Annotated in this window: 18 protein-coding genes; 5 read left to right on the top strand and 13 right to left on the bottom strand. The window is 58.9% G+C overall.

The window, feature by feature from the left end; genetic code table 11:
* Positions 1–9: 9 nt before the first annotated feature.
* The 4 genes from RWS31_RS09695 to RWS31_RS09680 all read right to left on the bottom strand — a co-directional run bounded on the left by RWS31_RS09695 (position 10) and on the right by RWS31_RS09680 (position 6,463).
* Positions 10–699 carry a phosphoribosyltransferase family protein gene (locus tag RWS31_RS09695; protein WP_314597913.1) on the bottom strand — a complete coding sequence of 230 codons (690 nt, stop codon included), beginning with the start codon at positions 697–699 and terminating at the stop codon, positions 10–12.
* Positions 696–2,879, bottom strand: a complete 2,184-nt coding sequence (locus RWS31_RS09690; protein WP_314597911.1) for an ATP-dependent RecD-like DNA helicase — start codon at positions 2,877–2,879, stop codon at positions 696–698. The genes RWS31_RS09695 and RWS31_RS09690 overlap by 4 nt, the downstream gene beginning before the upstream one ends.
* A gap of 83 nt (positions 2,880–2,962) precedes the next feature.
* Positions 2,963–4,975, bottom strand: a complete 2,013-nt coding sequence (locus RWS31_RS09685) for an ABC-F family ATP-binding cassette domain-containing protein (RefSeq protein WP_314597909.1) — start codon at positions 4,973–4,975, stop codon at positions 2,963–2,965.
* A gap of 180 nt (positions 4,976–5,155) precedes the next feature.
* Positions 5,156–6,463, bottom strand: a complete 1,308-nt coding sequence (locus tag RWS31_RS09680; protein ID WP_314597907.1) for an LCP family protein — start codon at positions 6,461–6,463, stop codon at positions 5,156–5,158.
* A 216-nt stretch (positions 6,464–6,679) separates the two neighbouring features.
* Between RWS31_RS09680 and RWS31_RS09675 the strand changes: the two genes are divergently transcribed.
* Positions 6,680–10,816, top strand: coding sequence for an autotransporter outer membrane beta-barrel domain-containing protein (locus tag RWS31_RS09675; RefSeq protein WP_314597905.1), 4,137 nt, complete (start codon positions 6,680–6,682; stop codon positions 10,814–10,816).
* Between the two features lie 329 nt (positions 10,817–11,145).
* Positions 11,146–11,889, top strand: coding sequence for a DUF4198 domain-containing protein (locus RWS31_RS09670; RefSeq protein ID WP_314598014.1), 744 nt, complete (start codon positions 11,146–11,148; stop codon positions 11,887–11,889).
* Positions 11,890–12,098: 209 nt separating this feature from the next.
* On the opposite strand, the gene RWS31_RS09665 is transcribed toward RWS31_RS09670, so the two are convergent.
* Positions 12,099–12,428, bottom strand: a complete 330-nt coding sequence (locus RWS31_RS09665; protein WP_314597903.1) for a YnfA family protein — start codon at positions 12,426–12,428, stop codon at positions 12,099–12,101.
* A gap of 308 nt (positions 12,429–12,736) precedes the next feature.
* Here RWS31_RS09665 and RWS31_RS09660 point away from each other — a divergent pair, with 308 nt between their 5' ends.
* Complete coding sequence (locus tag RWS31_RS09660; RefSeq protein WP_314597901.1) at positions 12,737–14,986, top strand: adenosylcobalamin-dependent ribonucleoside-diphosphate reductase; 2,250 nt, start codon at positions 12,737–12,739, stop codon at positions 14,984–14,986.
* Between the two features lie 53 nt (positions 14,987–15,039).
* On the opposite strand, the gene RWS31_RS09655 is transcribed toward RWS31_RS09660, so the two are convergent.
* The 3 genes from RWS31_RS09655 to RWS31_RS09645 form a co-directional block, all read right to left on the bottom strand.
* Positions 15,040–17,037 (bottom strand): methyl-accepting chemotaxis protein, encoded by a 1,998-nt coding sequence (locus RWS31_RS09655; RefSeq protein WP_314597899.1) that lies wholly within the window; start codon positions 17,035–17,037, stop codon positions 15,040–15,042.
* A 251-nt stretch (positions 17,038–17,288) separates the two neighbouring features.
* Positions 17,289–19,181 (bottom strand): fructose-bisphosphatase class III, encoded by a 1,893-nt coding sequence (locus tag RWS31_RS09650; RefSeq protein ID WP_050992489.1) that lies wholly within the window; start codon positions 19,179–19,181, stop codon positions 17,289–17,291.
* Between the two features lie 109 nt (positions 19,182–19,290).
* Entirely contained in the window at positions 19,291–19,743 is a 453-nt protein-coding gene (locus RWS31_RS09645) for a metal-dependent hydrolase (RefSeq protein WP_314597897.1), read from the bottom strand.
* A gap of 60 nt (positions 19,744–19,803) precedes the next feature.
* Between RWS31_RS09645 and RWS31_RS09640 the strand changes: the two genes are divergently transcribed.
* Complete coding sequence (locus RWS31_RS09640) at positions 19,804–20,910, top strand: hypothetical protein (protein WP_314597896.1); 1,107 nt, start codon at positions 19,804–19,806, stop codon at positions 20,908–20,910.
* A gap of 55 nt (positions 20,911–20,965) precedes the next feature.
* On the opposite strand, the gene RWS31_RS09635 is transcribed toward RWS31_RS09640, so the two are convergent.
* Positions 20,966–21,934: a type I phosphomannose isomerase catalytic subunit gene (locus RWS31_RS09635; RefSeq protein ID WP_314598012.1), complete on the bottom strand. Its 969-nt coding sequence runs from the start codon at positions 21,932–21,934 to the stop codon at positions 20,966–20,968.
* Between the two features lie 133 nt (positions 21,935–22,067).
* Here RWS31_RS09635 and RWS31_RS09630 point away from each other — a divergent pair, with 133 nt between their 5' ends.
* Positions 22,068–23,030, top strand: coding sequence for a transporter (locus RWS31_RS09630; protein ID WP_314597894.1), 963 nt, complete (start codon positions 22,068–22,070; stop codon positions 23,028–23,030).
* 44 nt (positions 23,031–23,074) lie between these two features.
* Here the strand turns inward: RWS31_RS09630 and RWS31_RS09625 are convergent, their stop codons facing one another.
* The 4 genes from RWS31_RS09625 to RWS31_RS09610 form a co-directional block, all read right to left on the bottom strand.
* Positions 23,075–23,698 (bottom strand): DedA family protein, encoded by a 624-nt coding sequence (locus tag RWS31_RS09625; protein ID WP_314597892.1) that lies wholly within the window; start codon positions 23,696–23,698, stop codon positions 23,075–23,077.
* A 156-nt stretch (positions 23,699–23,854) separates the two neighbouring features.
* Positions 23,855–24,769 (bottom strand): diguanylate cyclase domain-containing protein, encoded by a 915-nt coding sequence (locus tag RWS31_RS09620; RefSeq protein ID WP_314597890.1) that lies wholly within the window; start codon positions 24,767–24,769, stop codon positions 23,855–23,857.
* A 238-nt stretch (positions 24,770–25,007) separates the two neighbouring features.
* Positions 25,008–25,850, bottom strand: a complete 843-nt coding sequence (locus RWS31_RS09615; RefSeq protein WP_314597888.1) for a methyl-accepting chemotaxis protein — start codon at positions 25,848–25,850, stop codon at positions 25,008–25,010.
* A gap of 142 nt (positions 25,851–25,992) precedes the next feature.
* Positions 25,993–26,176 (bottom strand): hypothetical protein (locus RWS31_RS09610; protein ID WP_314597886.1); only part of this gene is annotated, 184 nt, incomplete at its 5' end.

Raw genomic sequence — 26,176 nt, 5'->3', positions numbered from 1 at the left:
ATCCTTGTTCTAGCTTCGGTCGCTCGCCAGCGCCAGTGCATACACAGAGTCTGCGCCCGCCTGTTTCAGCACGGCGGCGCAAGATGTGAGCGTCGCCCCCGTCGTCAGGATGTCGTCGAGCAGCACGATGCTTTTCCCCTCGATTTCTCCCGCGCCGCCTTTCCCCGCCTCGGCGAGGGAGAACGCGCCGCGCACGTTGTCCGTCCGCTCCCTCTCGCCGAGTCCGTACTGCGGCACGGTCGAGCGCGTCCGCTGAAGCAAGGGGCGTGCGGGGATGCCCTTCGCCTTGAGCCAAGCGGCGAAGATCAGCTCGGCCTGATTGAAGCCGCGCTCCTTCTCGCGTGCTTCATGGAGCGGCACATAGACGGCAAGGTCGGCGGCGAGAAATTGCTCCGGCAGTTTCGCCGCCGCCAGAGCCGCGTGGATATAGGGCAGGACGCCGCGCCGGCCGCGATACTTGAGGTCGCGAACGAGCGTGCCGAGCGTGCCGCCGTAGAAGCCGACCGCCCAAGCATCATCGAGCGCAGCGAGCGCTTCTGCCGAAAGTGCGAGGCGATGCGGTCGCACCGTGCGCGAAAGACAAGCCGCACACCAGCCGCCGCGCCTCTCGCAGTAAGCGCCGCAGGCTGGGCAGCGCGCGGGAAAGACGACGGAAGATACAGCGTCCGCCAAGGCGGCGAGCCATGCCGCGCCCCTCACGAGAGCAGCGGACTCTCGCCGCCCGCGCCCGCAAGCCTCTCGGCGAGCAATGTGTAGCGCCTGCGCGTCTTGTCGTTCGATACCGCCGTGAAGACAGCCGCCTTCGAGCCGAGCAGCACGACCTTTTTCTTCGCACGCGTCACCGCCGTATAAAGGAGGTTGCGCTGCAGCATGATGTGATGCGCGGCGACGAGCGGCAGCACGATCACGGGGTACTCGCTGCCCTGGCTCTTGTGCACGCTCATGGCGTAGGCGAGCGTGAGCATCATGAGTTCGTTCGGCTCGTAGTCCGCTGTCAGTTCGTCGGAATAGCGCACCTTGACGCCGTCCGCCGACACCTCGCGGATGAAGCCGATGTCGCCGTTGAACACGCCCTTCGTATAGTCGTTCTTCGTCTGCATGACCTTGTCGCCGACACGGAACGTGAGCGTGCTGTTACGAAACTCCGCCTTTTCGGGCGCGGGCGGGTTGAGCGCCGCCTGCAAGAGGCGGTTCAGATTGTCGACGCCGCACGGCGTGCGGTGCATGGGCGACAGTACCTGCACCGCTTCCAGAGCGGAAAACCCCTCGCGCGGCAGTTCCTCGCGGCACAGCGCGACGATGCGCCGCGCCGCCGTCTCCTCGTCGGGCATCTCCAAGAACTCGAAATCGCCGCCCGCAGTGAACTGCGGCATGCGCCCGCGATTGATCGCGTGCGCGTTCAGGACGATCGTTCCCTCGCCGCTCTGGCGAAAGACTTCCTTCAAGCGCACGCTCGGCACAGCGCCCGAGCGCAGGATGTCCTTGAGGACCGAGCCTGGGCCGACAGCAGGAAGCTGGTCGACATCGCCGACGAATATGACGCGTGCGCCCTCGGGCACGGCTTCAAGGAAATGCTCCATGAGCACGATGTCCATCATCGACACCTCGTCGAGGATGATGGCGTCGGCGTCCAGAGGATCGTCAGCGTCCTTCTCGAATACAGGCGAGCCGTCGGCCTCCATGCTGCCCTGTGCGCCCAAGAGCCGATGTACCGTCTCCGCCTTGCGCCCCGTCGCTTCTGCGAGCCGCTTCGCCGCGCGTCCCGTCGGCGCACCGAGGAGCACGGAGAGCCCCTGGCTCTCAAGAACTGCGATCATGCCGCGCACGACCGTCGTCTTGCCCGTTCCCGGGCCGCCCGTCAGAACGAAGACCGCATGGTCGAGCACGGCGGCGACAGCCTGCTGCTGCTCTGCGGCGAGCGTGATGCCCGCCGCCCGCTCCCAGTCGGCGACGATGGCTGCCGCCTTTTCTGCGGGCAGCACAGCGGCCTTTTGCTGCAGGAAAAAAAGCATCTGCGCCGTGCGCTTCTCCGCGCGGTAGAGCCACGGCGGATAGATGAGCGTCTCCGCGCCGACCTCCTCGAAGGCGAGCCGTTCGGCGGCAACGGCTTCCTTCAAGACCTCGCGCACCTCCTCCGTCGGCGTGCCGAGGAGCTTCGCCGCACGCTCCGTCAAAGCGGGCGCAGGGATGCAGCAATGCCCCTGCTGGGAGACGGTGAGGAGCGCGTGGCCTAGCCCTGCCTCGATGCGTTCCTTGCTGTCCTCGGCGATCCCTGCGCTCTTCGCAATCGCATCCGCCGTCAAAAAGCCGATGCCGGCGACGTCGCGTGCCAGACGGTACGGATGCTTTTCCATGACCTCGATGGCAAAGGAGCTGTACGTCTCGAAGATGCGTGCGGCGTACGCGCCCGAAACGCCGTGCATTTCGAGCCACAGCATGATCTCTCTGAGCTCCTCCTTCTCCATGTAGGAAGCGTGGATCTTCGCCGCCGTCTTCTTGCCGACGCCCGCGACCTCGGTGAGGCGCGAGGGCTTCTTCTCGATGATCTCAAGCGTTTCCTTGCCGAACTTCTGCACGAGTCGGTGCGCCATCGCTTCACCGACGCCCGCAATCGCACCCGACGCGAGGAAGCGCTCGATGCCCGCGAGACTCGTCGGCGCAGAAACGCGAAGCGTCGCCGCCTTGAACTGCTCACCAAAGCGCGGGTGCTGCACCCACTCGCCCGAAAGCGCAATCTCCTGCCCCACGAGCGGTGCGGGCGCGTTCGCCGTCACCGTCACGAGTCCGCGCCGCCCCGATGGCCGCAGGCGAAAGACCGTGAAGCCCCCCTCGGGCGCGGCAAAGACGACGCTTTGTGCCGTCCCTTCGAGCGTTTCCATGCTGCACCTCCTGTCCCTTGGCGGCTCTTTTCCTTCCTGCGCTTCGCTCCGCGCAAAGGCTCAGTCTCGCCGCGGGCATTTCCCTAGTCGGCGAGTGCTTCCCAACGCGCGTAGCGCTCCTCGATCTCCTGTTCCTTCGCCGCATACAATTCGGCGATTTCCGCACTCTTTTCGGGATCGCCCTGCACCTCGGGCCGGTTCATCTCGAACTCCAATCCCTTGAGTTCCGCCTCCGCCATGGCGATCTCCGCCTCGGCGCGTGCGAGCATCTCGGTGCGCTTGGCGTCCGACAGAGATGCGAGGCGGCGCTGCTCCTGCTCCTTGCGGACGGCAGCACTTTCCTCTGCCGTCTTAGAAGCAGCTGCACCGCTCGCCGCACCTGCGGCAGCGCCCGCCTGCGTCGGCGACACGTCCGACGCCGCACCTGCCGCCCGCCGCATAGCGGAAGCCGCGCTCTTTTTTGCCGCCTTTTTCGCGCCGCCCGCCCTTTCCTCGGCAGCTTCGGCGGCTTCCTTCTCCTCGAGTTCCCTCTTCATGCGGTAGTAGCTGTAGTTTCCCTCGTACTCGCGCAAGCTTCCGTCTGCAAGCTCCGCCGTCGTGTTCGCGACCTTGTCGAGGAAGTAGCGGTCATGCGAGACGACGACGAACGTGCCGGGAAACGCCATCAGCGCCTCTTCGACCGCTTCGCGCGCAGGAATGTCGAGATGGTTCGTCGGCTCGTCGAGCACGAGGAAGTTCGCGCCCGTAAGCATAAGCTTGAGGAACGCCAAACGCGCCTGCTCGCCGCCCGAAAGATCGCCGATGCGGCGAAAGACCTCGTCGCCGTGGAAGAGGAACGCGCCGAGGTACTTGCGCGCCTCATCCTCTGCGATGCCGAAATCGTAGTTGAGCTCGCCGACCAAGGTATTCTCGGGATTCAGCCCCTCATGCTGCTGCGAGAAATAGCCGATCTTCACGCGGCTGCCGATCTTCACGCGCCCCGTCTGCGCCGCAAGCTCGCCCAGAAGCACGCGCAGGAGCGTCGTCTTGCCCGCGCCGTTCGGCCCGACGATGGCGATGCCGTCGCCCTTGCGGACGAGCAAGGAGAGATGCGAAAACACGGCGCGGCTGCCGAAAGCGAAGGTCACATCCTCCAATTCCGCCACGCGGTCGGCGCACTCGGCAGGCGGATGAAAGGCGAAGTAGCTGAAGCTTGCCTTCTCCGCCGGCAGCACGATGCGTTCCATACGGCGCAGCTGGCTCTCGCGCCCGCGTGCCTGCTTCGCCTTGATGCCCGCGCGGTAACGGCGGATGTACTCTTCCGTGCGCTTGATGTGCTCCTGCTGCTTCTCGTAGGCGGCGAGCAGCGACTTCTGCCGCTCGGCGTGCACCTTCTGAAAGTAACTGTAATTTCCCGCGTACGCGGTCACCGTGCCACCCGAAAGGTCGAGGATGTGCGTCGCCACGCGGTCGAGGAAGAAGCGGTCGTGCGAGATGATGATGACGCCGCCCGCATACTCCGAGAGGAAGCCTTCGAGCCACTCGATCATCTTGATGTCGAGATGGTTCGTCGGCTCATCGAGAAAAAGGAAATCCGGCTCGCGCAGAAGCGCCTTCGCGAGACATATTCGCGTCCTCTGCCCACCCGAGAAGTGATGCACATCCTTCTCGAAGTCCTCCGCCGTGAAGCCCAGGCCAAAGGCGACGCGGCGGATGCGGCTCTCGAACGAATAGCCGCCGAGCCGTTCGAACTCGTCGACGACGCGTCCGTAGAGTGCGAGCTTCTCCTCGCTCGATGCGGCGGCGATCTCCTTTTCCAGTGCACGCTTCTTCTCGCCGAGGTCGATGACGTCGGCAAAGGCACGGCGAAACTCCTCGTAGAGCGTGCCCTCGCCGAACGCCGCCTGCTGCTCGACGTAGCCAATCGCCGCGCCGTCGTCGAGCTGCACGCTTCCGGCATCCGCCTCCTCCTCGCCCAGGAGACAGCGCATCAAGGTCGTCTTGCCCGCGCCGTTCGCGCCGACAAGACCCGCGCGTTCGCCGCGGCGCACCTCGAACGATACATCATGAAAAATCTCTTTCACGCCAAACGATTTGGCAAGCCCGACTGCCTTCACCTAAAACTCCCTTTTCCCCATGGCGCACGCATACGTTTCGCCCCCATCTGCACATAGCGAGGGACTTTAGGAATCACTGATAAATTCAGCCATCCATCTTCGCACATCTGGGCGACCTCATTTTATCAGCGCTTCCTTTTCATCCGTGCTTCCCTGGCAACAATGATTTGCAAAATATTTTTATCGCTTCACATAATCTCTGCCGATGTTCACGAGCGCCTCGTCCTTCGCACCGCCCTCCATGAGGATGCACGGAAACGGCATGCCGTAGAAGAGATCGACCGTCCTGCCTCCCGCCGTGATCGTCGTCTGCGCTCGGTCGCTCCTCTTGCCCGTCTCGACGTTGCGGATGACGAAGCCCTTCGCCTGCAGGATCGCCGCGACCTCCGCGCCCGCGCCCGTGATGCCGCTCGAATTGACGACCGTGACGGCGACTGCACTCGGTGCGGGTGGCTTCGTCGGTTCTTCCTTCTTCTTTGCTGCACTCTCGCCCGCCGCTTTTTCGCCCGACTGCGACCCGGCATCGTCAAAGCGGAAGCCCTCGGGCATCTCCTCCTTGTACTTCGCTGCATAGCTCTCAGCGCGCTCCGCCGCCTCGCCCGCAAACGGTACGCCCGCCGCGCGCGCCGCCATACGGCGGATCTCCACGATGTCGGGAATCCAGTAACTAACACCCTTGAACCACGCGGGATTGCCCGGCGCCATCTCCGCCTCCAGCCCGTCTTCCTGCACCTTCTTCATGATCTGCAGGAACTTGAGCATGTCGCTCGTGTCGAGGTCAGTCTTGACGCTCTTCGCCACTTCACCCACGATCTCGGGCAGCTTCGCAAAGATCTCGGGCGTGGTCACCTTCTGCAGGACCGCACGCATGAAGCGCTGTTGGCGGCGGATGCGTCCAATGTCGCCCTCCATGTCACGATAGCGCACATACTCGATCGCCTTCTCGCCCGTCATGTGCTGCATGCCCGGGTAGATGTCGATGACGAGTCCACCATCGTCATCCCAAGGGTCTTCGTAGTACATGCGCTTCTCCACGTCGATGTCGATGCCGTCCAAAGCGTCAATGATGCGCTCGAAGGCATGCACGTCGATGAGGATATAATAGTCCATCGGCACGTCAAGCAGCTGCTCAAGCGTCTTCTTCGTCAGCGCATAGCCGCCGTAAGCATAAGCGGCATTGATCTTGTCGTAGCCCGCTCCCTCGATAGCAACGCGCGTATCGCGCGGAATCGAAAGCAGCGACGCTGTCCCTTTCTCGGGATCGACCGTCGCGACCATCAAGGTGTCGCTTCGCCCCACATCGTCCTTTCGCTCATCGACGCCCAAGATCATCACATGGATCTCGGAACTTCCTGCGATCATGCCGTCCGCCGTCGTGCGGCGCACAAGACCGCCGCCGAAGAAATGCGCCGCAGCCGCCACGACTGCAGCGACGAGCAAGACGGCAACGAGAATCCCGATGCGCCGGTAACTGCGCTTCTGCTCCAAAACTTTCCCTGCTTTCCTTATCGAATACAGACAGCTGCCACCGCCTGCCTTCATATCATATAGTTCAATACAGCAGTATAGCAAAAAAAGCCCGAAGCCGCAATAAAAGGGCGCAAAGGGGCAAAATTTGACAAGATACTGATAAATCGCTATAATGGATCCAAAAGTCTATATTATGCAAAAGTCTTGGGTTTTTAGTCCTAGAGGAGGAAAATAATGTTCAACAAAAAATCTTCGTGCCATTCGCTGGCGCTTTTCGTCGCCCTCACCCTCGGCAGCGGCGCGTTTCTTGCGCCATCAGCGGCGAGTGCAGTCGATGTCAGCGGGCAGAATGTGGAGATTGACGATACACATGCACCAAGCAATAACGCCATTGATCCTGGAGGCGGGCCTGCTTTCGGTACAACCGCAGGTTTTATCGCCAATGTAGCCGACAGCGGCAATATCATGAACAACATATTGACCTTCAATGGTCTATCAGCCCCCTATGGACAGCAACTGTTCGGCGGACTCACTTTCGGCCTGGGCAATGTGACGGGCAACCGAATCATCGTCAATCCTACAACGCTGCCGCTGCTCTCATCCGTTGAAGGCATATACGGCGGTGCTGCAAACGGCGGCGGAAGCGTCCAAAACAATCATGCCGTATTCAACGGCAACCATCTCAACAACGATATGGCCGGCGGCATGACGAGAACAAACGGGACTGGAATCGTCCAAGGCAATACGGCGACCCTCAAAGGCGGTTCTGCACATGCGAACATCTACGGCGGCATGGCCGTGGGCGGAGCAAATGGCGACGTCATCGGCAATACAGCGACCATCGAAGGCGGCACCATCACGGGCGCAGGCAAAATCTACGGCGGATACACCGATGGCACGGGCAAGGTAACGGGCAATACCGCCAGAGTTACAGGTGGCACAGCAAAAGACGTCTATGGCGGCCGCTCGCAGAGCGGCGACGCCGAGGGCAATACTGCCAAAGTTACAGGAGGCTCGGCGCAAGACGTCTACGGCGGCCGCTCGCAGAGCGGTGACACCGATGGAAACTCCGCCGAAATCAGTGGCGGCACGGCACGAACCATCTACGGCGGCTATTCCAGCGGCATGGGCAAAGCCACGAACAATACCGCCACGCTCACGGGCGGCACGCTGAGCAGCGATATTTATGGCGGCGTTGCTGCAAGCGGGGATGCCGTAAAGAACACTGTCAACATCAAGGGCGGCTCCGCAGCAGGCCACGATGTCTACGGCGGTTTCTCGACAAGCGGCAATGCGACAGGCAACATCGTCAATATCACGGGCGGCTCGGTGCGCAACGTGGATGGCGGACGTTCGGCGAGCGGCAACGCGACGGGCAACATTGTCAATATCGGCAGTGCAGACGCCGCCTTCGGCGGAAGCATCACCGGCATTATCAACGGTGGCAGCGGAACCACCTACGGGAATGACTACCGTACAGGCAATAAGCTGAACGTCTACGGCAATGCGACAGCATCCAATATCAGAAATTTCGCCGAGATCAACTTCCACTTCAATGCGCATGTGAATCAATCCGCTTCCTTCCTGACCTTGAATGATGGCGGCGGAACGATGATCGAAAGTCTCAACGACCTCAACGTGGACGGCGAGCACGGACGCAAAGGCGTGCTGCTTCAGAACACGCCAGGCAGCATCACGATTGCAGATGGTCAGAACCGCCGCATCAAGACGAGTGACGACAAAGAACTCATCTTGGAGAAATCTACAGACAACAAAAAGATTACCTATGAAGGCTATCAGTTTGCAAACGCGACGGCGCCGACGACCGTCACGGAAGGCGGCGTCACAAGCACTTGGGGCGGCCACTCGAAAGCAGGCAACACGACGACAGAGAACGCGATCACCGTCGCCAGTGGCACGCACACGAACATATATGGTGGCTGGACGACTGGCTCTGGCTCAACGGCGGCAGCCGATAAGCAGAAGAACAGCACTGCCAACAAGGTCAAGGTCAACGGCTCGGCAAATGTCACGGGCACGGTCTACGGCGGCTTCACCAATGTCGCGGGCGGCAAGGCACAAAATAACGAAGTCACGATTGAAAAGAATCTAGCGGCAAATATCGTCGGCGGCAAATCCACAACAGGCGAAGCCTCAAACAACACCGTCAACCTCGCCAATGCCACGGTCAGCGCCGTCACAGGCGGCGAAGGCGCGGCGACGAACAACAATACGGTGAACCTCAATGGCGGCGCAAATGTCACGGGTGCGCTCAAGGGCGGCTCTGCCGCAAACGGCACGGGCAACACGCTCAATGTCAAGGGCGTGAACAGTGCTGGCAGCGTCACGGGCTTCCAGAAGATGAACTTCGACGCGACGGGCGCATCTACAAACGCAGCGATGCTGCGCACGACGGGCGCAACTGACGTCAACTGGGAAATGCTAACCGTAAAGAATGCCGTCGCAAGCGAAAAGCCGCTGACGCTTCTGGAAAATGCAAACGGCATCAACATCAGTGATCGCATGGGCGACGCTGTGAAATCCGAGCTGAACGCCGACGCCACGATGGAGACGAACATTGATGTTCGCCAGTCGGGCAGCACGATCACCGCCATCACCTACGAAGGCTACACCTTCAAGGGCGCGACGCAGGCGACGACCTACGGCGCAGACACCTGGGCGGGACGCTCCAAGGCGGGCAACACGACGCAGGACAACAAGCTCACGCTCAGCGATGCCAGCAAGACCTACGCGAACGTCTACGGCGGCTGGACGAGCGGCACAGGCACGAAAGCTGCTGCTGATAAGCAAAACAACAGCTTGAACAACACCGTCGACTACACGGCGGGCACGGTCACAAGCACGCTCTACGGCGGCTACGCTGCAAACGGCGAGGCCTCGGGCAACACCGTGAACCTCGGCACAGTCACGACCGCCGCCAACATCTATGGCGGATTCGGCACAGTAACGAAGAACAACACGATCAACCTCAAGGGCGCACGCGTCACGGGCACGGTCACAGGCGGCTCGCAGGCAAACGGCACGGGCAACACGCTCGCCGTCTACAAGCCATCCGAGGTGCACGACTTCGCAGCCATCCAGAACCTCCACTTCTACACCGACGAGATGGCAGCGGGCGCGGCGACGCCCATGCTCAAGCTCGGCACGGCGACGAAGGACATCCGTGGCCTAAATATCGGCGTCGCCAGAAGCGGCGCCGCGCCGAAGCTCAACAAGGGCGACAAGATCCTGCTCATGAAGACGGCGGGGGGCGCACTCACGACGGACGCCACGATTCAGAACAAGGTCGAAGGAATGCAGGGCGTATCGCGCCGCTACGAGTACGAGATCAAGCAGGAAGCGACGGGTGATCTGACGGCGACCGTCACCAAGATGGGCTTTGCTGAGCAGGCGAAATCCCTCGTCGAAACGCGCGCAGGACTCGCCAGCTTCGTCAACCAAGGTGCTGATTACCTCGTGCAGGACGGCCTAGCTGTCGCCCAGATGTCCGTCAGCGCAAGCGACGCCGACAAGGGCGGCAAGAACGCTCAGCGCAAGGCGGTCGCCTCCGACGGCGCAGCCTACCAGCTCTGGACAGGTGCAGGTGCGAACAGCATGCGAGCGGAAAGCGGCTCCTACGTCGACTCCAAGGGCTGGAACCTCGGTGTCGGCTGGGCACGTGAAGATGTTCAGAAAGACGGCGCGAAGGTTCTCTTCAGCCCCTTCGTCGAATACGGCCGCGGCACCTACGACTCCTACCTCGACGACGGCACGCACGGCAACGGCAAGATCAGCTATATCGGCGCAGGCATCCTCGGCAAGCTCACGCAAAAAGACGGTCTCTGGCTCGAAGGATCTCTGCGTGCAGGCCGCGCCAAGAGCGACTACAGTGCCAACCTCAGCGGCACGGCGGCGAGCTACGACGGCTCAAACACCTATTACGGCGCTCACCTTGGCGCGGGTAAGACCTTCGCGATCAAGGAAGGCTCTTCCATCGACGCCTATGCACGCTACTTCTGGTCGCACCAGAACAGCATGACGGCGACGCTCAACACGGGCGACCGCTACGAATTTGGCAGCGTCAACTCACAACGTCTGCGCCTCGGCTTTCGCTACAGCCGCAAGGACAAGACGACGGGCGAATTCTACGCAGGTCTCGCCTGGGAGCACGAATTCGCGGGCAAGGCGGGTGCGACATACGAGGGCGACGCCGCCCCCAGCCCCTCGCTCAAAGGCTCGAGCTACATGCTCGAACTCGGCTATCGCTTCATGCCTGAGAACAGCCGCGTGATCTACGACCTCCACCTCAATGGCTGGCAAGGTCAACGCAAGGGCATCACGGGCGGCGCATCCGTCAAGTGGGCGTTCTGACAAAACAGCAAACATGATGCGGCACTAGGAAAAAATAAACAGCTAGAAGGGCAGTCTCTCTCGACCTTCGTCGAGAGAGACTGCCCTTCTTATATTTCCGTATAGGAAAGAACGCCTTGCGCCGCACTTTTCCCTTATTGACAAGGGCCCCCTTCTTCCCCAAAATTAGAGGATTCTCGCCCATTTCACTTCTTTCTTAAATTGACAATTCCCCTATATCGATGCTAAGATACTCATGTGTTTTAAGAATGAAAGCATATATATTATTTATGCTTTCATTCTGCGGAGAATCAATGCCGCCGTTCGTTAACTTCTATCATCATGAAGAGGTGTTCATTTTGAAAAAGACCAAAATTCTTTCCGCCCTTGTCGGCGCTGCTATGCTCACCACTGCCGTCCCCGCATCTGCTCACGGTGTCTGGTTCGCACCGCGTCTGGATCAGACCCAGCTCGTCCTCGGCGAAGGTTACAAAGACAATGCTTATGACCCAAAGGATGTCACGATGCTTGTCGGCTTCGATAAAACCTATACGCGGGTTCCTCTCGAAATCATTGACGGTGGCAATCACATCACGATCAATCCGTCTCAAAATGTTTCCGTCGCTGTCGTCTATTTTGACTACGGCTATTGGTCGAAAGGACCGGACGGCAAATACGTCAACAAGCCAATGGATCAAGTTCCCGGCTCGACCGTAGGCACGCATGCCATCAAATACAGCGTCAATTATCTCAAAGGCGTCGACAAGGTGGCTCCCTTGCCGGATCTGCCGTACCAGATCGTTCCCCTGAAAGATCCCACCAAGCTCAAAGTCGGCGATTATCTGCCCGTACAGGTACTGCACAACGGTCAGCCGCTGCCAAACGCTGAAATCATCCCCGACGTCGTCAATCACCACACCGTGACAATGACTACAGACAAGGACGGCAAAGCCAATGTTCTCGTCGCCAACGGCAGCATCAATGTCATCGGTCTCGAACTCGCAGAGGATTATCCGCAGTCCGACGGCAAAGCGACGCGCGACAAGATCTTCAGCAGTCTGAGCTTCATGATTTATCCGCCGGAAGACGACTGATCCGCACAGCCATAGGCACGAATACGGGATTTCATAAGCGAAAGCCCGCCCATTTCCTTGAATGCCAGTCAAAATTCTTACTCAGACGAAGCATGTTTGAGTAAGAATTTTGACCGCACGGAAAAGGGCGGGCTTTTTTAGCGTAAAAGTCCAAGAAGTCAAGCCGAAAGCGCCGATCACTGTTCCTTTCCGTTGATTGACGCGTCGCTTCAGCGCGGCGCGTACATGATGACGGCGACGCCCGCGAGCGCGATGGCGCTGCCGATGATGTCGAAGCGATCGGGCGCAATGCCGTCGACGCGCCAGCCCCAGAGGAGCGACAATACGATAAAGATGCCGCCGTAAGCGGCGTAGACGCGCCCGAAACTGCCCTCGGGCTGCAGCGTCGGCACGATGCCGTAAAGGATCAAGATGACCGCACCGAAAAAAGCATACCAAAGACTCGCGCCGTTTCGCAGCCACTGCCAGATCAGATAGCCGCCGCCGATCTCGAACAATCCGGCCAGAAGGAAATACGCAAGAGATTTCAACACAAGCATAATTTTGCCTCCTATTCCAGGGAATCACTGATAAATTCAGCGCTTCCCTAGGGAAAGATTCTCCCTGCCGACTCCTTTTCCCTGCCCAACGCTTCCCTTTGCAGTGGACGGAATGGAGGCATTCCCCGTTCCTTCCCCTAGAGGAGATGGCAGAAAATCATCAAGATATGCCAGTAATCTTTCCATAAAACAACAACATCTAGTTTTTCAGGCGAAAATCCGGCATTTTTCATTTGCCAACGAATACCCTTTATTCTATAATAGACGCTAGCGTTTCAAAACGAACACATATTGTAGGAGGCACATCATTGGAAAAGTGGTTTGACACGGAAATCGGCAGGAACATCCTGCAGGCAAAATATTATCATGCGGGAGAGACAGAGCCGCACGAGTTCATCGAGCGCGTGGCGGGCATCTTCTCACCCGAGGTGCGCGAAAAGATGCGCGCTTACCTTGAGGACGGCGCACTCTCGCCTGCGGGGCGCACACTCTATGCAGCGGGCGCGAAGGGCAAGTTCAAGAGCAGCCTGTCGAACTGCTACATCATGCCGTCGCCGACGGACGACATCGAGTCCATCTTCACCGTCAACCAGCAGATCGCCAAGATCTTCTCCTACGGCGGCGGCATCGGCGTGAACATCAGCGGCCTGCGCCCTAAGGACAGCCGCGTGAACAACGTCGCACGCAGCTCGACGGGCGCCGTCTCCTTCCTCAAGATCTTCAACACGACGGGCGAAGTCATCAGCCAGAACGGCAGACGCGGCGCGATGCTCGTCGCGCTCGACTCGGAGCACCCCGACATCTACGAATTCCTGCACATGAAGCAAGAGAACGAGAAACTCGCCTCGATGAACCTCTCGATCCTCTTCTCCGACGCCTTCATGCAGGCCGTCATCGACGATGCCGAATACGAACTGACCTTCGACGTCGAGGCGACGGGAGAAAAGATCCGCCGAACGATCCGCGCCGCCGAATTCTTCGATGAATACTGTCAGACGCAGTGGGATTGGGGCGACCCCGGCGCACTCTTCAAGGACAGGCTCAACGACTACACACTGCTCTCGGGCTACGACGAATACAAGATCGAGGTCACGAACCCCTGCGGCGAGTTCGGCGGCAATGCCTACAACTCGTGCAACCTCATGAGCCTCAACCTCTATTCCTTCATCGAGGACAAGTTCGGCGACGCGCCGCATCTTGCAGAAGACGAGTTCCGCGCCGCTGTCCGGACGGCGGTTCGTGCGCTCGACGAAGTGCTCGACTACGGCTTCGACACGCAGCCTTTGGAAGAGAACCGTCAATGCATCCGCGATTGGCGCAGCGTCGGGCTGGGTCTCTTCGGTGTCGCCGACGCTTTCGTCGCCATGAAGCTCGCTTACGGCAGCCGCGAGAGCTGCGACTTCATCCAAGGCGTGCTGCGCACGATGTTCACGGAAGCCGCACGCACTTCCGCCGCCCTCGCCAAGGAAAAGGGCGCCTTTGGCAAATACGACTGGGAAAAGACGAAGAAATCGCCGCTCATCCAACGTCTTGCCGAGGAAGCGCCCGAGGTCTATGCCGAGATCGAGCAATACGGCCTTAGAAACGGCACGCTTCTTTCCATCGCGCCGACGGGCACGATCTCGCTCCTCATGGGCGTATTTTCGGGCGGCTGCGAACCGCTCTATCAGATCAGCTACGAGCGCACGACGCACAAGATGGAGGAGGGAAGCGGTTCCTTCCGCGTCTACGCACACTCCGTCAGCGATCTGCTCGACTATCACAAGCTGCCGCACGATCTCACGAACGAGGACATCAAGAAGCGCTTCCCGTGGGTCATCGAAAGCCACGATGTCCCCTACCTGCACCGCGTCGAACTGCAGGCGGCCATGCAGAAGTACGTCGACAACTCCATCTCCTCGACGGTGAATTTGAAGCACGCAGCGACGCCCGCTGACATCAAGAACATCTACCTCGCGGCATGGAAATCTCGCTGCAAGGGCATCACGGTCTTCCGCGACGGCTGCAAGCGCGGCAACATCCTCGGCGTCAAAGAAGCCGCCGAGCAGGAGATCGCCTACGACACCGTGCGCCCGCGCCGCCGCGACAACATCGCGCGGCTCGAAGGCGTGACGCTCCTTCGCCATACGTCGTGCGTCGACAAGATGTACATCACGGTCAACAAGACTTCTGACGGCGACGTCTTCGAGCTGTTCACGAACACTTCGGGCGGCTGCCAGTCGAACATCGCGACCATCACGCGCCTGACCTCTCTCGCACTGCGCTCGGGCGTGCGCGTCAAGGACATCATCAAGCAGCTGACCGTCAGCCGATGCTCCGCCTGCCAGGCCCTGATCCGCAGCGGACGCAAGGACATCTCGCTCTCGTGCGGCAGCGCCATCGGCACGGCTCTCGCTGAAATCTACAACGAATGCCAAAAGGACGAGACGGCGAAGTACAAGGACAAGAGCGACGACAAGGCGATCAACAAAGAATGCCCCGAATGCAAGCGCCACACCCTGCGCCCCGAAGGCAACTGCGTGACCTGCACCTACTGCGGCTGGTCGAAATGTGAATAACAAAAGAAGACGGCTCTCCCTTGAACCGTCCTCTTTTGCTGCAAAATATACTATCAGCTGCGCAGTTTGAAGCGCTCCACAGACCCCTGCAGCTCTGCCGCCATTTCTTCCAGCTTCTTGCTCGCGGAAGCGACCTCATGAACGGAAGCCGTCTGCTCCTCCGTCGCGGCGGAAACTGTTTGCGTCTCTTCGGCAAGTGCGGAGGCAACCGTCTCGATCGCGTGAATGGCTTCCGTGATGCGCTTGCTGCCGCGATTCGTTTCCTTGATCGCCTCAGCAGAACGCTCGATGCGCGCGAGAAGCTGCTCCAGCTGCGCGACGATCTCCTGGAAGGCACTGCCCGCTTCGTTGACGGACTGCACGCTGCCCAGCGTCATTTCTGTGCCGGTCTGCATGGAGACGACCGCATCCTGCGTGCGCTTCTGGATGTCGTTGATGATGCTCGTGATGTTCTCCGTCGCGTTGCCCGACTGCTCCGCGAGCTTTCGCACCTCTTCGGCGACGACAGCGAATCCCTTGCCGTGCTCACCCGCGCGTGCCGCCTCGATCGCCGCGTTGAGTGCGAGAAGGTTCGTCTGCTCGGCAATGCCCGAAATCGTATCGACGATCTCGCCGATCTTCTTCGACTGCTCGCCGAGATCACGGATGATGTCCTCGGTCTCCTTGACCGTGTGCTCAAGCTTGTCCATGTTCTCGACCGCCTGCTCAACCTTGCCCGCGCCGTTTGCAGCGGAGCGGTTTGCCGCCTGGGAAGCATCGGCGATGCTCTTGGAGTTGTCCGAGAGGAGCACGAGCTGCTTTTCCACTTCTTCCACAACATCGATGGCATCCTGCACGGAAGACTTCTGCTTGACCGTTCCTTCCGCCACCTCGACGATGGAGTTCGCCACGAGATTCGCCGCTTCGGACGTCTGCTCCGAGTTCTGCGTGAGCTGCTCGGAAGCAGCAGATACGGACTCCGCACTGTTCTTTGCGCTCTTGAGGACAGCGGACAACCGCTCGATCATGTGGTTGAACGACCGCGCCATACGCCCGATCTCATCGTCTGAATCAACGGGGAGATCGGGAAGCGCCAGGTTGCCACCCGCGATCTGCTCTGCAGCATTGCCGATGCGAAGGAGTGGTTTTGTTGCCACAGAGGCGAGGAAATAGGCAAAGACGCCTGCCGCTACAACAAGGATGAGACCGAGCACGATGATGGGCAATGCCGCATGAATGCCCAGGGAGGTCACATAGTCATGCGGCGTCTCCGTGACAATGACCCAGCCCGTCGTCGGATTCTGAGCGTAGCTCACATAGTGTTCGCCGCCGTCAATACTGACATCGACGATGCCAGACTTACCTGCCAGCGCTTCCTTGATAAACGCATAGCCCGTGACATCCGTGCGGTCTTCTTCCTTCTCAATCTTGCGCTTCGAATGGGCAAGGATCTTTCCTTCGCGATCAATAATGACGACTTCGGTATGATCGTCAGCTTCCGCCTTGACGAAATCCTCTAAGATACTGAGATCATAGGCACGCTGCACCATGCCGATCGGTCGCTTCGCCGCATCGAACACAGGCACGGCGATGACGGAGATGAGGCGTCCCGTCGCTTTGCTGATGACGATGTCCGAAATGCACTCCCTACCTGCCATTGCTTCGCGAGAATAATCGCGCGTCGCCGTGTTCACGAGCGGCTTGTGATCACTTCTGAGGAGCTGCTGACCGTTGGCGTCCGCGATATACATCGGATTGGAATCGCCGAAAATCTCATTCGTGCGTACAAGCGAGTTGTCCACGGCGTCAGCACCTGCGCTCGGATTCTGCAGATAGGCGACCGTCGCCTCGTTCGCCGCCATGGCGCGGATGCCGTTGAGGTTGTTCTCAAACAAGCCCGTGATATTGGCGTTGATGAGCTTCGTTCGCTGCTCACTGTCCGCCTTCACCTGCTCCGTAGCTCTCGTCACCGTGCTGTAGAAGTTCACGCCGATGCTGATGAGAAGCGGCACGGCGCTGATCAGCACGAGGATGACGACCATCTTGGTCTTTACGCTGGCATTATTCAGCATGTGTTTCAAGACCCCTTTCAAATAGATTCGAATAAAACCATTCGCTGCAAAGCGACATCATCTCCAGAGAGCACGATAGGTTTTGCAGCCTCTCATTTTATTATATACGATGATAACAAAAATGTCACATGCAACATTTTATCATTATCAAATTTTCTTTTTATAGAAAATTAATGTCCCTCCCAAATAGACTTCGGGAGGGACTGATGTTCTTTTCACATGTTCGCAATACAAGATTTTCGTATACGAGGCTACGCCTTCGGTTCGATCACGCCGTTCTGATAGGCGATGAGCAAGTTGTAGAGGTCGGCGATCTCCTCCTGGATGTCCTTGCCCTCGTCCGTGTCGCCGAGCGTCGTGAGCTTCGTCTGCAGTTCGACCGTCTCGGAGACGGATTCGATGTCTTTGTTCTCCTTCAGCGCCTGGCGCACGTCAGCTACCTGCTGGTGCATGAGGAGGCGGAAGCCGCGCGAGTTGGAGATGAGCGTGAAGCCCGAAATGCCCGTTTTCTTGTGGTATGCCTGGCAGAAGCCTCCGTCGATGATGATGGCCTTGCCGTGCGCCTTGACGGGCGTCTCGCCCTTCTTGACCTTGACGGGCACATGGCCGTTGATGATGTGCCCGCTCTCGGGCAGACCGAATTCTGCGAGGATGGAGCGGCAGAAATCCTCATCGTCCAGCAGGCGGTAGTAGGGATCGGCCGGCTCCTTCCATGTGCTCTCGTCTTCTAGGAGCGATCGCTCGAAGGTCTTGACCTCGCGTCCCGAGCATGGCGACGTCCTGCCGCACCACAGGAACCACATGAAATCGAGATCTTCCTGCGCACGGAAGAGGTAGGCGCGGCGCGCGCGGCGGTCAGCGTAATCGAAGTAGGCGCGTCCCTTGTAAGCCTTGCCGTCGAAAATGACGTCGCGAAGCGAGCCGTCCTCGTTGACGGGAACGCAGCCGTGGTAAAGAAGGTTGCCGTTGCAGCACTTGTAGAGACTGCCCTTCTTGTAGAGGAAGTCGACGTGCTTCTGCAGCATCTCGCTCTCCGTGAAGTACGATTTGAGGTCGGCGATGATGCGCTCCTCCTCCTCCGAGAGCGCGAACGGATCTTTCGGATCGATCGTCGGGAAGTAGGCGCTCTCCAGCTCATAGCGGCGGTCGCCGAGCATGACGTAGGAGGAGTTGTAATTGATCTTGTCGAGGAGACGGCGACTCTCCATCTCGAAGTCGGGATTCCTTGCGATGAGCTGGCCTTCGAGCTTCAGCATGATCATCGTGATCGCCTTCTCCGAGGCGCGAATGGCATTGGAATCGGGATAGATGCGCGTCGAAAAGAGCGACAGGGGACGCAGGCTGATGCCGTAGCCGCGCTCTAAGACGTCGGTGTTGTGGTAGCGCAGGCTGTTTCTCACGACGCCCGCGATGCAGACCTCGCTGCCCGCTGCCGCGCCCATCCACATGACGTCGTGGTTGCCCCACTCGACGTCGATATCGTGGTAGTCGAGGATCATGTTGAGAATCGCGTCGGGACGGCTGCCGCGGTCGAAGAAGTCGCCGACGATGTGCAGATGATCGACGGCGAGACGCTTGACGAGCACGCAGAACGCTTCGATGAAGCCTGCGCCGCTGTCGATCTGCACGATGGTCGCGAGGAGGCGGCGATGGTACTGCGCCTGTGCCGTGTCCTCCTCGGGGCGCGTGTAAAGAAGCTCGACGATGACGGACTCGTAGCGCTTGGGGATGAAGCCGCGCACCTTTGCCGCCGGGTATTTGTAACTCATGAGTTTCGACAGCTCCAAGAGCCGCGCGAGGTTCTCACGATACCAGGCAGGCGTGTCCTTGCGCTCGGCATGCATGCGCTCGATCTTCTCTTTCGGATAGTAGATGAGCGTGCAGAACTCCGCCTTCTCTTCGTCCGTCATGCGGTCGGCAAAGACGTATTCGACCTTCTCGCGAATGACGCCCGAGCAATTGTTCAAGATGTGGAAGAACGACTCATACTCGCCATGCAGATCGCTCATGAAATGCTCAATGCCCTTGGGCAAACCGAGCTGCGCCTGCAGGGAGATGAGCCTTTCGTAGACGGATTCCAGCGTCGGGTACTTCTCGGCGAGAAGCCCCAAGAGCTTGTTCTTCTTCTGCGTGCCCTGTTCCATCGTGATCCCCTCCAATGTGACCTCTTCTCCTATGCCTATAGACTTCCCCGCAAGCAAGGCGCTTTCCTTCTTACCTGCGACGGTACAAAAATAAATTTCTCCTATAAAATTACCGGAAAACCAAGCGTCCGATTCCATAAAAGAAAAGGACGAGGACAAGCGCGAGGGCGTACTCGCCGAATGAGCCGACGCGGAAGAGGCGCACGCCGACCTTCTTCTTCGGATGAAGGAACGGCACCTTGCCGCAAAGCGCATCCTCGGCGATATGAAAGAGTGCGCCGAGGAGGATGAAACGCCCCGCGAGAATGAGAGAGCGCGCGTCCTCACCCAGTTCCTCGCCGACAGCGCCCAGAGCGAGAAAGCCGAGGATGTAGAGGAGCGGCCAGTGCGACCAGCCGCGATGGGAGAGGAGTCCCGCCCACGGCAGGCGCACGCCTCCGCCCTTGCCCTCTATCCAGTCGGGAAGCACCGCGCCCGCCATGGCGCACACCGTCGGCACGAGACTGCCCGTCAGCGTGTAGACCGCCATGCCCGTCACGACCTCATGGCTGACCCACTTCATGCCCGCACCTCCTGCTTTCGTTGACATATATGCTATAATAGGACGATAAGGAGAATTTCTATGGACGATTATACTTGGCGGCTGCAGCTGCGCGCCCGAAAGATCAGCTCATACAATCGCACGCTCACGATGCTCGTCATCGTCTTCTTCGCGCTTGCCGTCGGCTCCGTGCTCTGGTACTTCTTCATCCACGCGAGAAGCCCCGAATATGCGCTTGCTGAGATTCAAGAAGCGGCGGAGAAGCACGACGCCGAAAAATTCGAGCGCTACGTCAACGTCAGCCTGAGCATGAGCAAAATCTATGACGATCTCACACGCAGTCTCTTCGCCACCGACACTTCCCTGACGAACGACGAGCGCACGGAAGCCGTGCGTTTCTACCAACTCATCAAGCCACAAGTCACGGCGGGGATGCGCACGACGCTCACAGGCCGCATCGAGACGGGTGAGTGGCAGAAGCCCGGCGGCCTCCTGCAGGGACGCCAACTGCGCATCGACTTCGAGAACCTCTTCGAGCGCAGCCTCTTGAAGAACATCACCATCGTCGGGCTCGACTCCATCGACCGCGACGGCGCGACGGCAACGGCGCACGTCAAGGCAAAGGACGAACTGACGGGAACAGAACTCATGCTTCTCCTCGCCATGGAGCAGGCGGGCGACGGTCATTGGCAGGTCTCCTACATCAAGAACTACCGCGACTGCCTCGACCGCCTGACACCGCTCCTCGAAAAGGACGTCGCCTCGTACCTCGAAGCGTCGGCGCCCATCGTCGAGCAGTACAACAAGCGCTTCGCCAAGGAGCAGCAGCGTTTCCATGTGCTGACCGACATGCCATGGGATGGCACGGGACTTCTCTCCAGTGCGCAGAAAGACGGCCTGAAGAAACTCATCCAGACGGACATCATCCCGACCCTCAAGGAGCGCCAGCAAAAGCTCTCGGCACTCTCCGTGCCGCCCGGCGCACGCTATCTGAGTCAGCTGCGCGCAGAATCCACCGAGCTTTCCATCACCGCTTGGGAGCACTTCGTCAACGCGCTCGAAACGGACGATTTTGCGGAGTTCGACACGGCGGAAACCGTACATAAGGAAGCGCTCGACATCGAGATGCGCCTCGAAGACCTCCTACACCACACGGCGCTTTGCAGCCAACCGCCCGAAATGCCGTGACCCCCGAAAAGCGAGAATGCGCCCCGAAGAACTTCCTCTTCGGGGCGCATTTTCGCTAGACCTCCGTCAGCAGGAACGCACCCTCGCCACGCATCGTGTAGTCGCCGAAGCTCGCCGGTATGAAGTACGAGTCGCCCTTCTCCAAGATCTCCTCGCCGCCCGACCACGAAAGCTCCATCGTGCCTCCGAGCGCAACGATGGACTGGAAACTCGTGCGCCCCGCCTGCAGGTGGCAGCGACCCTTGAGGGTGAAGTGATAGACCGTGAAAAACTCGGTTCGTGCGACGATCGTCGTCTCATGCTCGGCGAAGATGGAGAACTTCTCACCACGGTTCACGTCATACGCTGGCGGCGTAAACGAGAGCACGTCGAGCGCCTTGTCGATATGCAGATCGCGCAACTTGCCGTCCGCACCGCGCCGCGCATAGTCGTAGACACGGTACGTCGTATCGGAATTCTGCTGGATCTCCGCGAGGAAGATGCCGCGCCCGATGGCATGAAGCGTGCCCGCCGGAATCATGACGGCATCACCCGCCTCCACCTTGACGCGGCGCACGACGTCCAAGAGCGTGTTCTCCTCGATGCGGCGGCGGCACTCTTCTCCCGAGATCTCCTTCTTGAAGCCGTAGATGATCTCCGCCCCAGGCTCGGCATCAAGAATGTACCACATTTCCATCTTGCCGTACTCACCCTCGTGCTCGAAGGCGTAGCTGTCGTCGGGATGCACCTGCACCGAGAGATCGTCGTGCGCGTCGATAAGCTTGATCAAAAGTGGGAAATACGGATAGCGCGAGCCGTGCGATCCGAGCGCAGCGTGCGCCCCTTCGCGCGCGATGTACGCCTCCAGCGTCAGACCCGCGTCCGCGCCGTTCTCGATGATGCTCTGATCCTCCTTGTGGCACGCAAGTTCCCAGCTCTCCGCGACCTTCGCGAGAGATGTCTCCTTGCCGTACTCCGTCTTGAGGCGCGTACCGCCCCAGAGGTAGTCCTTGAGCGGCGCTCGAAGCTTCATCGGGTATATCATTCGATCCATCCTTTCTCCCGGGCTTGTATTCCTGCCATGCGCATGTTACGATACATGCACGATAATGAAATCTTCGCGAGTCAGCAGGACAAACCCTTGCCCTGCTGACTGAATCCAGCAAAAGAGGCCTCTCATGGACGAAAAACTCTTCCGCATCCTTTACGTATTCACCGACCTCGCTACGCCCCTTCTCGCGGGCTACATCGCCTATCAGCGAGGCCGCATCTCCGACGCGCTATGCAATGCCCTTATTCGCTTCAACATCATCGTCATGGCGACGCTGCTCGCCGTCTTGAGCTTCTGGGTCATGCCGCTGTCGAAAAGCCTCCTTTGGCTGCCGCTCTTCAGTGCGCTCTTCATGCTCGTGCCCGGCTCCATTGCCTATTTAACCTTCGCGCGCCGCCACAAAGACGCCCTTTCGCGCGGCGCCTACTACATGAGCGCCATGCTCACGAACATCGGCACGATCGCGGGGCTCTCCGCCTTCATCCTTTACGACGAGGTGGGATTCGCCTACGTGCAGATCGTCTCATCGTTCCAGGTCGGCCTCCTCGTGCTCGTCTGCTTCCCGCTCGCCGCGATGTTCCGTGCCCAAGGGGCGAAAGAAGGGACTCGCGTCCACCTGTCACTTAGGGAACTCTTTCTCACGCCGAACCAGGTGCCCGTGCTCGGTCTCATCGCAGGACTCGCACTCAACGTCTACGGCGTCGAGCGCCCTGCCGTGCTTGGCACAGCGTTTCAAGCGCTCGTGCATATCGGCGCCTGGACGGCGCTTTTCCCCGTCGGCTGTCTCGTCGACTTCTCGCGCGCGCTTCCCTACATCAAAAAGACCGCCGACCTCATCCCCCTGCGCTTCCTCCTCACACCGCTGATCTTCTTCGGACTCTGCCGCCTGCTTTTTGCGGACTCTGTACTCATCGGCAGCGTGCTTCTCATCGCTGCCGCGCCGACGGCGATCAATGCCGTCTTAACCGCGCGGCTCTACAAGCTCAACGTAGACCTCACCGTCGCAAGTTTCCTCGTCACGACCGTCATCTACCTCTTGCTCTTCTATCCGCTCTTCTTCCTCTACGTGACGCACGGCGGCAGCTTCTGAGACAGCAGCAATACATGCAGCGCTTCCTAAAAAATGGACGTGGATCACTCCACGTCCATATTTGCCTTCTGCTGACGGTTGCGGCGATAGCGCCAGTAAAGACCGGCGACGATGATGCAGCTTACAACGACGAAGGCGATGCTCACCTCATGTCCGACCTTGAGCATGATCTGCCAGCTCTCGCCAAGCGCCATGCCGACGCCGAGGATCAGCGCCGTCCACGGCAGAGAGCCGAGGAACGTGTAGAGGAGAAACTTCTTCATGTCCACATGCGCGAAGCCCGCCGGAAGCGAGATGAACGTGCGCACGACGGGAAGCATGCGGCTGAAGAACACCGCCTTGACGCCATACTTGTCAAACCAACGCTGCGCGATATCGACGTGCGACTTCTTCACGAAGAAATACTTGCCGTACTTGTCGACAAAGGAACGCCCGCCGTAGCGCCCGACAAGATAGGCGAAGATCGATCCCGCCATGCCGCCGACCATTCCGGCAACCAACGCCCCGACGAAACCCATGCGGTCGGCGAAGATCAGATAGCCCGAAAACCCGAGGATCAGCTCGCTCGGAATCGGTATACAGGCATTCTCCAAGGCCATCAAGACGGCGACCGCCACATAACCCCAGGCATCAATGAACTCCAAAAATGTCTGCGTGAACTGCTCCATACGCCCTGCCCTTCCTCAAGAGAAACAATCCTACAGCTTCATTATACACTACCGCCAGCAGAAATGCTATAGCATTTCTGCTGGTGATGGACAACAAAAAGCCGCCCGACGAAACTGCGCTTCCCCCTGGGCGGCTTTTCCTGCTTCCTATAAGTTTCAAGCCATCGTCAGCACCTTTGCAGTCGCCTTATCTCCGCGATCGAGTGACTGCCTCTTCTCCGCCGTTTTCAAAAGCTCATGGAAAGACGCACCGTCCTCCGGATAGTAAGAAACGGCGATGCGGCACTCTAAGCCATAGCCGCCGAACTGCGTATTCTCGCCGCCGAACAGCGTGAGGATTGCCCGTGCCTTCATATCCATGACCTCCGTGCGCTCCATATCCTTGACAAAGACGGCGAACTGGGCATCGCCCAGATGCGCAAGCACGTCTCCCGCACGGAAGAAACTGCCGACCGCCTTGCATATACGCACGAGAAGCTGATCCGTCCAATGCTTACCGCGCTGCTCTGCGAGTTGGCCCATGTTATCGAAGGAAATGACCATCAGAGCGTTACTCTCGTCGCGGCCATGACCTGCAAGGTATGTCTGCACCGCTTTCTCCAGCCCTGCACCGTTCAAAATGCCCGTGACCGAATCGCGCTCCGAGCGGAAATGCGCGAAACTCTGCTCCATCTTGCTCATGCTCGACTCGATGTCCCAGAGGATGCCAATCGTGCGCTGCACGCGCCCCGTCTCGTCACGCAAGAGCTTCACGGCAACCTCATACCACGAATAGCGCCCCTGCGGCACTTCTGCCATATCGAGCAAGACCTCGCGTACACCCGTCGTCTGCCCGCGGAAAAGCGCCACAAGCCGCTCAACCGAATCAGGATGAATCATGCCGCGATTTTCGGTGCAAAGGGTGCGGCAAAATCCCTCGAAGCGCTTCTCCGTCATACCATCGCGCGCCTTCGCCAAAAGAAGCACATCGTGCTCGATATCGTAGTCAAACGTGACCACACCCAGTTTTTCCAATAACAGTTCTACGCATTGATTCTCGTAACCTGCTACCGGAGTCTTATATCTTTCCATAATATAACCCCCTCAAGATAGACAAGCATAACTACCAATGCCTCTCCCCCATAACTTCGCATGTAATGTCCCCACAAAATGGCGAAGTTATTCTAATTTATAGTATAACGCGAGAACGCAAAAAAATCCAGAAAAAAGTGAAAACAACTCAAAATTGTCCTCGAACCCACCAGACCACGCGCAATCTTATTGACAAAAAAGAGGGGCACGCGACCCCTCTTCCATCCTTTTATTCTTTTCAATCCGTACGCACGACAAAGGTACCCAACTCCTCCGCCGCATTCGTGACGCGCGAGAGGTTCGCCGTGATCTCCTCGGTCGAAGCCGCCTGCTCCTGGCTGATTGCACCCGTCGTCTCGATCGTCTTCGAGATCGCCTCGACCGCCTTATTCATCTCCGCGAGCGTCGCTTGGATCTTCTCCGTCGCCTCGCGCGACTGCTCGGCAAGCTTTCGAACTTCTTCCGCGACGACTGCAAACCCTCTTCCCTGCTCGCCCGCACGTGCCGCTTCAATAGCGGCGTTGAGGCCGAGGAGGTTCGTCTGCTGCGCGATGTTGTTGATGAACTCGATGACCTTGATCGTCTCCGCATTGCGCTCCTTGAGGTCGGCCGCCTGCTGCACAGCCTCCTGTCCCGACTTCGCAAGCTCACTCGCGCTCTCCGCGACCTGCTCGACGGCATGGTAGACAGTCTCCGTCGATTTCGTGACCTCGTCGACTGCATGGGCGAGCTTGATGTCCTGCTCAACATCCATCGCCGTTACGAACGTACCGATAATGCCGCCACTGACACCATGAATCGGTGTGATCATACTACGGACGCTACGGCCATAAAGCTTCTCGTCAATCAACCCGACATAGTCCTTCCCCGTCTCAAGAACATGCCTCGTATTGGGGGAAAGCGGCGTACCAATGGCGGGCGAGAAATTGACCTTATCGTTAAGCGCCGAACTCAGAGTCGTCTCCGTATCCGTCACACAGGTAACAACCTCTTGACGAACAACGTGATTCAAATAAGGCGCGACGGCAATAAACGCATTCAAAACATCTTGATCCGTCTTGATCGTATCGGGATAAACCATAGAAATACAACTCCTCTACCTACGCATTCTAAAGAAACAACGGCAACCATGCTTTGCTTTGAACACTCACGAAAAGAAAACATGAAAAAGAACTCCGCTATATTTCATTATATCGTGAAAGTGTCCATAAAATATAAGCGCTTCAGAAAAATCTCTGATAGAATCCGACTTTGGGATGTATTTCTTCTTCCTTCTGGGAGAAACAACGCGCTTCGTGCCATATAGGCGACAAATCACCATAAAAAAAACGCACCCTTGCGGGTGCGTCATCAACCAGCAGCTTTCTATCCTCCCAGGTCGTCTCCAACCAAGTACTTTCGACGTAT

Origin of the sequence: uncultured Selenomonas sp., from assembly GCF_963528755.1 — a bacterium.
Classification (GTDB): Bacteria; Bacillota; Negativicutes; order Selenomonadales; family Selenomonadaceae; genus Selenomonas.
The sequence above is the reverse complement of the archived record's forward strand: the minus strand, read 5'-3'. Positions and strand labels throughout refer to the sequence as shown.

What these genes read in the sequence shown, in the direction of transcription:
- RWS31_RS09690 (WP_314597911.1), bottom strand. Translation starts at nt 2,879, where the DNA reads ATGGAAACGCTCGAAGGGACGGCACAAAGCGTCGTCTTTGCCGCGCCC.
- RWS31_RS09675 (WP_314597905.1), top strand. Translation starts at nt 6,680, where the DNA reads ATGTTCAACAAAAAATCTTCGTGCCATTCGCTGGCGCTTTTCGTCGCC.
- RWS31_RS09665 (WP_314597903.1), bottom strand. Translation starts at nt 12,428, where the DNA reads ATGCTTGTGTTGAAATCTCTTGCGTATTTCCTTCTGGCCGGATTGTTC.
- RWS31_RS09655 (WP_314597899.1), bottom strand. Translation starts at nt 17,037, where the DNA reads ATGCTGAATAATGCCAGCGTAAAGACCAAGATGGTCGTCATCCTCGTG.
- RWS31_RS09650 (WP_050992489.1), bottom strand. Translation starts at nt 19,181, where the DNA reads ATGGAACAGGGCACGCAGAAGAAGAACAAGCTCTTGGGGCTTCTCGCC.
- RWS31_RS09645 (WP_314597897.1), bottom strand. Translation starts at nt 19,743, where the DNA reads ATGAAGTGGGTCAGCCATGAGGTCGTGACGGGCATGGCGGTCTACACG.
- RWS31_RS09640 (WP_314597896.1), top strand. Translation starts at nt 19,804, where the DNA reads ATGGACGATTATACTTGGCGGCTGCAGCTGCGCGCCCGAAAGATCAGC.
- RWS31_RS09635 (WP_314598012.1), bottom strand. Translation starts at nt 21,934, where the DNA reads ATGATATACCCGATGAAGCTTCGAGCGCCGCTCAAGGACTACCTCTGG.
- RWS31_RS09630 (WP_314597894.1), top strand. Translation starts at nt 22,068, where the DNA reads ATGGACGAAAAACTCTTCCGCATCCTTTACGTATTCACCGACCTCGCT.
- RWS31_RS09625 (WP_314597892.1), bottom strand. Translation starts at nt 23,698, where the DNA reads ATGGAGCAGTTCACGCAGACATTTTTGGAGTTCATTGATGCCTGGGGT.
- RWS31_RS09620 (WP_314597890.1), bottom strand. Translation starts at nt 24,769, where the DNA reads ATGGAAAGATATAAGACTCCGGTAGCAGGTTACGAGAATCAATGCGTA.
- RWS31_RS09615 (WP_314597888.1), bottom strand. Translation starts at nt 25,850, where the DNA reads ATGGTTTATCCCGATACGATCAAGACGGATCAAGATGTTTTGAATGCG.